This is a genomic window from Stieleria sedimenti, assembly GCF_025060895.1.
GTDB lineage: Bacteria > Planctomycetota > Planctomycetia > Pirellulales > Pirellulaceae > Stieleria > Stieleria sedimenti.
Genome location: NZ_JANZKV010000093.1, coordinates 1 through 9,418 on the forward strand (window position 1 = coordinate 1; position 9,418 = coordinate 9,418).

Here is a 9,418-nt window from a genome sequence, read left to right on the forward strand (position 1 = left end):
CCGTTGGTGTCCAGCCTTTAGGCCAATACCGCTAAGTTAAGCGTCGTTTCTTCAGATGAGGGCCCGTAGGCTCGCGCCAAACGGCTGATATTCGTTTGACATCAGCCGGTTCGCGCCAGCGTCCGGGCCCCCTCATTCATGTTAACTTAGCGGTATTGGGCTAAAGCCTGCACACCAACGCTTATGCCCGTGCCATTCGTACCTGACCCCTTTTCTGCTCGACCATTATAGCGTGCAGTGAGCTGGCGAGGGAAAACCCTCGCTCACGCCGCGTCGGGTTGCGACTATTGTGCCGAACACGCGTCTGCCCCCGTGTTTCTTGACGATTTTCAGCATCCGGCGCAGAGCGTTTGCGTCGATCGCTTCAAGGGCAAGCCGCTCAATCGCAGCTTAACCTGTAGGATGATGATTCCACCATCCGACAACAGAAATGCGTCTTGAGTGATTCATCCCAGCTGTTCCATTGGCCTGCGTATCGCGAATGTCAGTCACAAAGACCACGCATCGGATCGATCGAAAGGTCGTCCAAGATGACGTGCTGCACGTCGGCGCGCCGAATGTGGGTGACCGCGCGTACTTCGATCAACTCGTCGACCAGATTTTCCAGCGGCGATGGTTTACCAACGACGGTTGCGTGGTCAAAGAGTTGGAAGCGAAGTTGCGTTCCTATTTGGGCGTCAAACACTGTTTTGCCGTTTGCAACGCGACCAACGGTCTGCAACTGGCCTACCGTGCGCTGAATTTGACCGGCGAAGTCATTGTGCCGTCGTTCACCTTCGTTGCGACGGCCCATGCGGCACAGTGGTGCGGGCTGACACCCGTCTTCGCAGACGTCGATCGCGACCATCACACGATTTGTCCGCACAGCATCGAGTCGTTGATCACTGAGAAAACGAGTGCCATCGTCGCAGTGCATTTATGGGGAAACCCCTGCGACACCCAAGCGATCGAGGACGTGGCACGCAAGCACGGTTTGGCGGTTGTCTACGATGCGGCGCACGCGTTTGCCTGTTCGAAAGACGATCAAAGGATCGGTAACTTCGGTGACTGCGAAGTGTTCAGCTTCCACGCCACCAAGTTCTTCAACACGTTCGAAGGCGGAGCGATCACGACCAACGACGATGCGTTGGCGGAGCGACTGGCGTTGATCAAGAATTTCGGGTTCGCCGGAATGGACACGGTCGTCGATCTGGGCACCAATGCAAAAATGCCCGAAATTTGTGCCGCGATGGGATTGTCGCTGTTGCCCTGCTTGGATCAGCTTCTGGAAAGAAACCGACACAACCACCAGCTCTACCGTGCACACCTGGATGGGATCCCCGGGTTGCGGCTGTTGGCGTACGACCATCTTCAACAGACCAATTGGCAATACGTGGTCGTCGAAATCGACGAGAGTCGCTTTCGTGTCAGCAGAGATGAATTGGTGGCTCGGCTACACGCCGAACAGATCCGCGCCCGTCGATACTTTTATCCGGGCTGCCATCGGATGGAGCCCTATCGGTCGATGCCTCGTCATCAAAACTTGACGCTACCCAACACCGAGACGCTTTGCAATCGCGTGATCTGTCTGCCGACCGGTTCGGCGATTGACGAAGCGGACATCGAACGGGTTTGTCGGGTGATCCGCGGATATTGATTTCCAGCCTTCTCGCAACCCTCTTCATTTGGAATTAGGTCACGATGGCACGCAGCAAACCAAAAAGCCCGAAACGACGAAGGCCGCGACCGCCACAGCGTCCCGTTACCGACACGCAAGCACTCGCGGTGAAGATTGAAACCGCGTTGTCGCTGCAGAAAGCGGGGAATCTGGAACAGGCCAAGCAATTGTATTGCGAAGTGCTGAGCGTGGATCCGAACCACTCCGATGCCTGGCATTTGCTCGGCATGACGCTCTACTCCGCAGCAGCCTACCCGAGTGCGCTGGAGTGTTTGGAAAAGGCGCATGGACTGCTGGGCGAAAACCCGGAATTGATGGGCCATCTGGCGCTCGTGTACCATGCGCTCGGTGACCTCCAGCGGGCTCGGCAGATGCTCAGCCAACTCGTGTCCGTCGATCCAAACAATGCCGACACGCGAAACAACTTCGGAGTCTTGTTGCTTGAACTCGGGCAATTGGGACAAGCCGAGGAGCAGTTTCAGCAAGTGCTTCGGATCAATCCGGATTCCGAAAAAGCCGCGATGAATCTGGCAAACTGTTGGGTTCGGCAGAATCGTCTTCACGACGCCGAGCAGATTTATGATGAACTGGTGCAACGCAACGGAGACAACCTCGACGTCCTTGGCAATCTCGGTGAGTGCTACCGTCGTCAGTGCAAATGGGAGCAGTCACTTGAGTTGCTTCAGCGTGTGGTGCGGGCCCGTCCCGGCGACGCGGTTTCCAAGTTGACGCTCGCGCGGACGCTGGTGAATTTGGGGCGGCTTGACGAGGCGGCGGAGCGTTTGGAAAAGCTCATCGTGGAGTTCCCCCACTATCCCAAGGCGCACCATTATTTGGGGACCGTGTCGCTCACCTTGGGCGATGTCGCGAAGGCGGAGTCGGAGATTCAGCTTGCCTTGCAACTCGACCCGGCCGACGCGCACGCACTCTGCTCGCTGGGGTTCGTCTATATCGAAACCGACCGGCGTGATGAAGCGGCCGAATGTTTCGCCGAAGCGGTCAAGCAAGATCCCCGCATGAGCGGCGCCCACGGCTGTTTGTTGTATTTGATGAGCGGCGATCCCGACATCAACCCCCAGCAACTGTTCGAAGAACACGTCCGCTGGGGCGAGGTGCATGGAAACGTCCAACCGCTCCAGCGACACCTCAACGTGCGTGATCCGAACCGCAAGCTGAGAATCGGTTACGCTTCGGCAGACTTTCGCGAGCACGCCGTCACGGCGTTCTTCGAGCCGCTGTTGAGTCTTCGCGATCGATCAAATTTCGAAGTCTATTGTTATTACGAGTCCGGTGTGGAAGACCACGTGACCGGACAATTGAAGTCGCTTTCAGATCATTGGCGTGTGACACTCGGCTACTCGGACCAACAGGTGGCGCAGCAGATTCTGGATGATCAGATCGATATCATGGTGGATCTCGCCGGACACACGTCGGGGAACCGGTTGCCGGCGCTGGCCTATAAACCGGCGCCGATCCAGATCTCCTGGCTCGGTTATCCCAACACGACGGGGTTGAAGGCGATCGACTATTGTCTGACCTGTGACGTGCAAAATCCCGTCGGGGAGCCGACGTTGCACACCGAGGAACTGCTTCGGATTCCCGGTGGGTCGTTTTGTTTTGCACCGCCCAAGAACGCTCCCGAACTGTCAGCATTGCCTGCCCGTCGCAACGGCTATGTGACGTTCGGATCGCTGCACCGACCGTTCAAGATTTCCTCCTCGACCCACGATCTGTGGGCGGCTGCCATGAAGGCCTGTCCCGATGCACGGCTGCTCGCGTTCAACACGCGGTTTAACGAGTCGTTGAAGAGGGAATTGATCAGCGCGCTGGTTCAACGTGGGATCGACGAAAGTCGGATCGAAGTCCGCAGCACCTATCGCGGCGATTCGTACTTAGAAACGTATCACGAGATCGATCTTGGACTCGACACGACCCCGTGGGCAGGCGGGACGACGACGATGGAGGCCTTGTGGATGGGGATTCCGGTGGTCGGCTTCTATGGCAACAACCGACCCTCGCGAGGCACCGCGGGGATCGTTCACCATCTCGGCAAGCCGGAGTGGATTGCCAAGTCGATCGACGAGTACGCGTCCTCCGTCAGCCGAATCGCCGCCGACCTAGACGAACTGGAGCATCTGCGCGGGACGCTGCGTGAGACGACGCGGCGGACGATCGCAGACCAGCCGCGTTTCGTCACGGAACTCGAGAAGGCGTATCGACAAGCCTGGAAACGCTGGTGCGACCAACAGCCCGCACCGGCAATCACGTCGGCAATCCCCGCCATCGAAACGGCCTCACCCAACGTCTCTGGCGATGTCTGCTCCTAACAGCTCAGCGCCACGTTGAAGCAACTTGTCTTTCTGCTGCCGGCTCTTCAAGGGCAAACCAGTAGGTCACGCTGTGCGTGACAAGACACTGCGTGCGAGTGTTTGGTGAAGCGGACGGTGTTCGGAGGGGCAGATCGTTTGACGTGACCCCGCGTCGCGTCCGTGCGAGAGACTCCGCTAGCATGCTTACCTGAAAGCATTGCCTTGCAGGATTGCATGAACTTTGTACGACCCCGCCCGGGGTCGATGGGAGGATTGAGCGAGTGTTCCGGAGGTGGCGCTGCGCTGACCTCCGGCTACTCGCTGTGATCCCTCCGGGATATTATCGTCGGGGAGTGTCGGATTCAGCTGGCGTGTGGCACCATTCTTCTCACCATTCGTTCAGGGGCCGCGCGGTGTTCCTCGCTCACACGTAAGTACCTGGCATCATCGCGTTCATTTTCGCAATACCGGTCAAACCGCCAGCCCGCGAGCTCTCCCGTCTCCCCCATCAAGATGCCCCCCGGTGATGTGTCTACGTCCGCCTCTCGGTGATTCGTTCCAACAGCGGATGCAGTGCTGGCCCATTGCCGTTGCAGAGTTTGAGTCGACATCGTAATGTCGCGGACGGGCTGTTGCTGAGTTCGATGACGGCAGGTCCTTGGGGGTTGGGCACGCCCCACTGCAATCGAAAAAGTCAAATGTCGGGTGAAGATGATCGAGGCAAGGGGCTCGAATGTGACGTAGAGTTCCCATCGGTTGGACACAAGTCACCGGCCGTCGATGCCTCCGACAAGCCTCTTACCGCTCTCGTCCATCTTCTCCCCGGCTAATCCTCCTCTCTACCTGATGAACTCATGATGCGTAAACGACGCGGCGCACGGCGGGAACGTTTAAATACAATCCTCAGCCGTCGATTTGATTTTCAAACGTTGGAAAAGCGGATGGCGCTCAGTGCCATGTCTTTGTTGGAGGCCGACCACTCTCAGTCAGACTATCACGAAGACCTTGACGGGAACATTTATCACGCGCTTCCGCTTCCGATTGGCGAGGTGGAATCGCTCGCTGATACGACGGGCGACATCAGTGCTGCTGCAGCTACTTTAGAAGACACCTTTGGTCTGCATAGCAATCCGGGAGCATCGAAAACCATCTTTCTCGATTTTGACGGGCACACGACATCCGGCACTTCGTGGAATAGCTTCAATGGCGGTGCAGACATCGTGTCGCCCGCCTACAGTTTTTCCGGCGATGCATCCTTTGATGAGTCCGAGTTGTCCAGAATCCATGCGATTTGGCAACGTGTGGCGGAGGACTTCATTCCGTTTGATGTCGATGTGACCACGGAAGAACCGTCGCTGGACCGTCTGGTCAAAAGCGGATCGGGTGACTCGGCGTGGGGAGTCCGCGTGGTCGTCGGTGGTAACGGATCCTGGTACGGAAACGCTGGCGGCGTTGCCTACTTGGGATCCTTCAATTGGAACAGCGACACACCGGTTTTTGCCTTCGAAGACGTCTTGGGTAATGGCAATGAAAAGTACACGGCCGAAGCGATCACGCATGAAGCGGGACACGCTTTGGGGCTCAACCACGACGGCCGCACCTCACCGTCAGAGGGTTACTATCAGGGGCACGGGAGCGGGGCCACGGGATGGGCGCCGATCATGGGCGTCGGGTACTACAAGGAACTGACCCAGTGGAGTCGCGGTGAATACGCGTATGCCAGCAACACACAAGATGATCTGGCCATCATCACTGGAAACAACGGGTTTGGATATCGAACCGACGATCACGGTAACACCACGTTGACCGCTTCGGTGCTGTCGGTCGATCAGGGATCGGTCGCACACTCGGGCATCGTCGAACGCAACGATGACGTTGACGTGTTCACGTTTCTGGCCGACGCCGGAAACGTCAGCTTCGATGTGACGCCGTTCCAGCGAGGGCCCAACCTTGACATCTATGCCGCGCTGCTCGATGCCACCGGGTCCTTGATCGTCGCGTCCAATCCGGTTGGCTCACTGTCGGCGACCCTTTCGGCGACGTTGGCGGCCGGGCAATACTTTGTCCAGGTTAGCGGCGCCGGGCAGGGTGATCCGGCATCCGCCGGCTACAGCGATTATGGCAGCCTTGGATCCTATTCGATCAGCGGCTCGTTGGTGCAAACCAATGCAGGGTATCTGAGCATCAGCGCGGCCAACGCCGATCAAGCAGAAGGCGATTCCGCGTCCAAGTCGTTCACGTTTGCGCTGACGCGCAGTGGTGACACATCGTCGGCAGCGGAAGTCAGCTGGGCAGTGAGCGGCAGCGGCGCGTCCGCCGCAGACGCCTCTGACTTCACCGGGGGTGTCTTCCCCGGAGGCATCGTCACTTTTGCTGCTGGTGAGACATCGAAAACGATTTCGGTTGATGTGTCCGGCGATACGGATTCGGAGGCGGATGAATCGTTCACAGTCACGCTTTCGGGTCCGACAACGGGAACGTTGATCGCCACGTCGACCGCTGACGGGACGATTCGCAATGACGACGCAGCGCCGACGCCACCGGGCATCACGGTCACACCGATCACGGGCCTGACGACAACCGAAACCGGTGGTACGGCGACGTTCAGCATCACGCTCGACTCGGCACCGACGTCCGACGTGACAATTTCTCTTGAGTCCAGCGATGTCAGCGAGGGGTTGGTCGACCAGACCACGTTGACGTTTACACCCGAGAATTGGAGCACTTCGCAGACGGTCACTGTCACCGGAGTCGACGATACCGTTCGCGACCGCAACGTCGCGTACGTGATTCAAACCGGTGCCGCCCAAAGTAGTGACATCGCCTACAACGGTCTCGATGCCGACGACGTCCAGGTCACCAACCAGGACAACGAAAAAGGCAAAGGCGGTGGCGGTGGTAGCGACGGAGGAGGCGGGGGCGGCGGCAACGGTAAAGGTAAGAAGAAAACACCGGCAGCCGCGCCGATGATCGACGCAAACCGGTTGGCGATCGAAGCGATCGCCCTGACCGAGAGTCTTTCAACCAATCGTGGGACACACGTCGGACCGGAGCGGACGGAAGTCTCATTGCCGCAGGACTTGTTGGGGCATTCGAAACCGACCAAGCTCGCGCAATTTGATCAATCGTTCGCACAGTGGAACGCGGAGGACGTCAACGATTCCGAGGTGGATGCGCCGTCGACAAAAAAAGAATCCAGTCTCTCGTGCGAGAGACTGGATTCGGTCTTTGCAATCTTCGGTCGCTGATGAAGCGACCGCTATCTTTCATTTGGGTGCGGTCGCTCTTGAGTCTATGTCAAGACCGTCGGTGATCACGGATTAGGAAAGGTGAGCACATTGGATGAGCACATTGGATCTGCGTCGACATCTTATCATCCCACACACCAGTAACCCTGCAGAGGAGATGACGAACGACGACGGTTCTGGGACCATATTTGGCGGGGGGACTGTTCCGGGTACTAGCCCATAAACGCCTGCCCTTTCAGATCCATATGTAAACGCGACATTTTGAATGTCGCCCAAGTTCAACGTGCCTGTGACATCTAAGGTAATGATCACGGTGTCGCGTACGCTAGCGCCGGTATAAGTATCAGGAGTCGGATCATCGGGGATTAGCCCCCAGTCTCCACCGTTGATTGGCCCCCAATTATTGCCGGCACTATCGGTGTAATTACCGAAGTTCGTGCTGCCGTCGAATCGCGCCAGCGTGTTTCCACTGTTGAAAGCCGTCGATGAAATACCGTAGTCGAATGTCTCGCTGAAACCAGCTGGCTGAACATTCTTGCCAAACACCCAGCCTCCAGAGATGTCAGTAGGATCGGGGCCGGTAGGCGTAAACCCGCCAATGATATTTGACCCCGCCGCAACTTTAACGCTCCCGCTAAGTGATGTTGGGGTGTCCAACGACCAAGTTGTCGAATCGAAAACGTTGAACTCAAAATTTGTCAGTCGGGTGATATTGCCTTTCCCGTCGACCGCGACGTTTTCGAGCGTGATCCGTAACACACTACTGCTCACGGCCGTAAATTCGGCACGCGCCGAAACCGACTTGTTTTCAGGCCCTACCACTGCGTTGGCTGGTGTTTGGTAAATAACCCCTGCTTGAACCGAAATTGTGAAACTCAGGTACAAAGTGATTACAACTGAGAACGCAGTTGCGCGTGGAAATTGACTTTTCGTTATAACTCTCATCTGAACCTGTCCCCGAATTAAAGTGATGTGATGAATGGCTACGAGATGTCGCAGCACTCAGATGGGGATTTTCAATAAACAAATGGGGATCCAATCGGGGAGACGGAGCTTCTCCACGCTCGCGATCGAATGGTCGAGACGCAGTTTGAACAGGCCTTCGGGTTGCGAGCGAACGGCAACCGACTGGTGGGACTGATCCAACGTCGCGACTTGCGACATTCCTGCTGCGCAGTCCGCCGCTCGGACTGCGGCAAGGTTTTCAGGATGGCCCGCTGATGCGATCGCCACGCGAGAGTGAGAGCATGCCGAGCAATGGCTATCCGAAACGATCAGCCCCGCCGACGCGCGATCGGCGCCAAGCGCTGAGAGGCACAGCATCAAGAGGATGAGCACAGATCGCATCGCACACCGTGAGGCAGCGGTACTTCGGATCTCGCTCCCACCAGGCTGTTAAACAGCAAGGTGAGCGTGGGTAATGCCTTATCCTTTCAAGTCGCATCCCGCGACGTTTTGTCTGCCCCGTGTGGAAGGAAGGTGATATCTATGCTAGGGGTTGGTGGGAATCGAGCAACCCCCTGAAATGAAGTTTTTCGATACTTTCTTTCACTAGTGTCCAGAAAAACACCTTGACAGGGCCTCTGTTTTGCCTGGATTTCCTATTTTTACTCCCGGGCCGTTGGGCGACTGTCCTCCGGACGCAGAGATTGCCCGGACGCAGAGATTGCCCGGACGCAGAGATTGCCCGGGGACAGAGATTGCCCGGGGGTCAGACCCCGGGGACAGAGATTGCCCGGGGACAGACCCCGAGAGATTGCCTTCTGCATCTTTGCATCCCGGATGGGATGCCAGAAAGTAGCCGGCGGTCGAGCGAAGCGAATACCGCCGGAACGCAAAAGAACCGACCAAAACGACCCCGAAGGGGTCGCAGCGTCTAAATGCTGTGACCCGTCCCGGGGTCAATCGGCAATCGATTTGGAGATTCCGGTGGTGCGCTAAGGCGACCACCGGCTAGTTCCTGCAACCCTTCTCGGGGTAAAGCCTAATACCGCTAAGTTAAGCGTCGTTTCTTTAGATGAGGGCCCGTAGGCTCGCGCCAAACGGCTGATATTCGTTTGATATCAGCCGGTTCGCGCCAGCGTCCGGGCTCCTCATTCATGTTAACTTAGCGGTATTGGGCTTTAGCCGCCCGTTGTCGCTGCGTCGCAGCGACCGAGAATCGCTTAAAGGCTAGACACCAACGGTTTGTACGCGATAGCAGC

The 9,418-nt window shown here is 57.3% G+C and carries 5 protein-coding genes; 3 read left to right on the top strand and 2 right to left on the bottom strand.

The window, feature by feature from the left end; translation table 11 throughout:
- Nucleotides 1–481 precede the first annotated feature (481 nt).
- From NZK35_RS13395 to NZK35_RS13405, 3 genes are all read left to right on the top strand, one after another.
- Nucleotides 482–1,636, top strand: coding sequence for a DegT/DnrJ/EryC1/StrS family aminotransferase (locus NZK35_RS13395; protein ID WP_259633043.1), 1,155 nt, complete (start codon nt 482–484; stop codon nt 1,634–1,636).
- 128 nt (nt 1,637–1,764) lie between these two features.
- On the top strand, nt 1,765–3,984 hold the full coding sequence (locus NZK35_RS13400; protein ID WP_259633044.1) for an O-linked N-acetylglucosamine transferase, SPINDLY family protein: 2,220 nt from the start codon (nt 1,765–1,767) through the stop codon (nt 3,982–3,984).
- An 836-nt stretch (nt 3,985–4,820) separates the two neighbouring features.
- On the top strand, nt 4,821–7,214 hold the full coding sequence (locus NZK35_RS13405) for a Calx-beta domain-containing protein (RefSeq protein ID WP_259633045.1): 2,394 nt from the start codon (nt 4,821–4,823) through the stop codon (nt 7,212–7,214).
- 72 nt (nt 7,215–7,286) lie between these two features.
- Here NZK35_RS13405 and NZK35_RS13410 read toward each other — a convergent pair whose 3' ends face one another.
- Both NZK35_RS13410 and NZK35_RS13415 read right to left on the bottom strand, forming a co-directional pair.
- Nucleotides 7,287–8,159 carry an XDD4 family exosortase-dependent surface protein gene (locus NZK35_RS13410; protein ID WP_259633046.1) on the bottom strand — a complete coding sequence of 291 codons (873 nt, stop codon included), beginning with the start codon at nt 8,157–8,159 and terminating at the stop codon, nt 7,287–7,289.
- Between the two features lie 57 nt (nt 8,160–8,216).
- Nucleotides 8,217–8,378 carry a hypothetical protein gene (locus NZK35_RS13415; RefSeq protein ID WP_259633047.1) on the bottom strand — a complete coding sequence of 54 codons (162 nt, stop codon included), beginning with the start codon at nt 8,376–8,378 and terminating at the stop codon, nt 8,217–8,219.
- Nucleotides 8,379–9,418 lie beyond the last annotated feature (1,040 nt).

Excerpts from the sequence above, each read along its gene's own strand:
- NZK35_RS13395 (WP_259633043.1), top strand. The coding sequence starts at position 482 with ATGTCAGTCACAAAGACCACGCATCGGATCGATCGAAAGGTCGTCCAA.
- NZK35_RS13405 (WP_259633045.1), top strand. The coding sequence starts at position 4,821 with ATGATGCGTAAACGACGCGGCGCACGGCGGGAACGTTTAAATACAATC.
- NZK35_RS13410 (WP_259633046.1), bottom strand. The coding sequence starts at position 8,159 with ATGAGAGTTATAACGAAAAGTCAATTTCCACGCGCAACTGCGTTCTCA.
- NZK35_RS13415 (WP_259633047.1), bottom strand. The coding sequence starts at position 8,378 with ATGTCGCAAGTCGCGACGTTGGATCAGTCCCACCAGTCGGTTGCCGTT.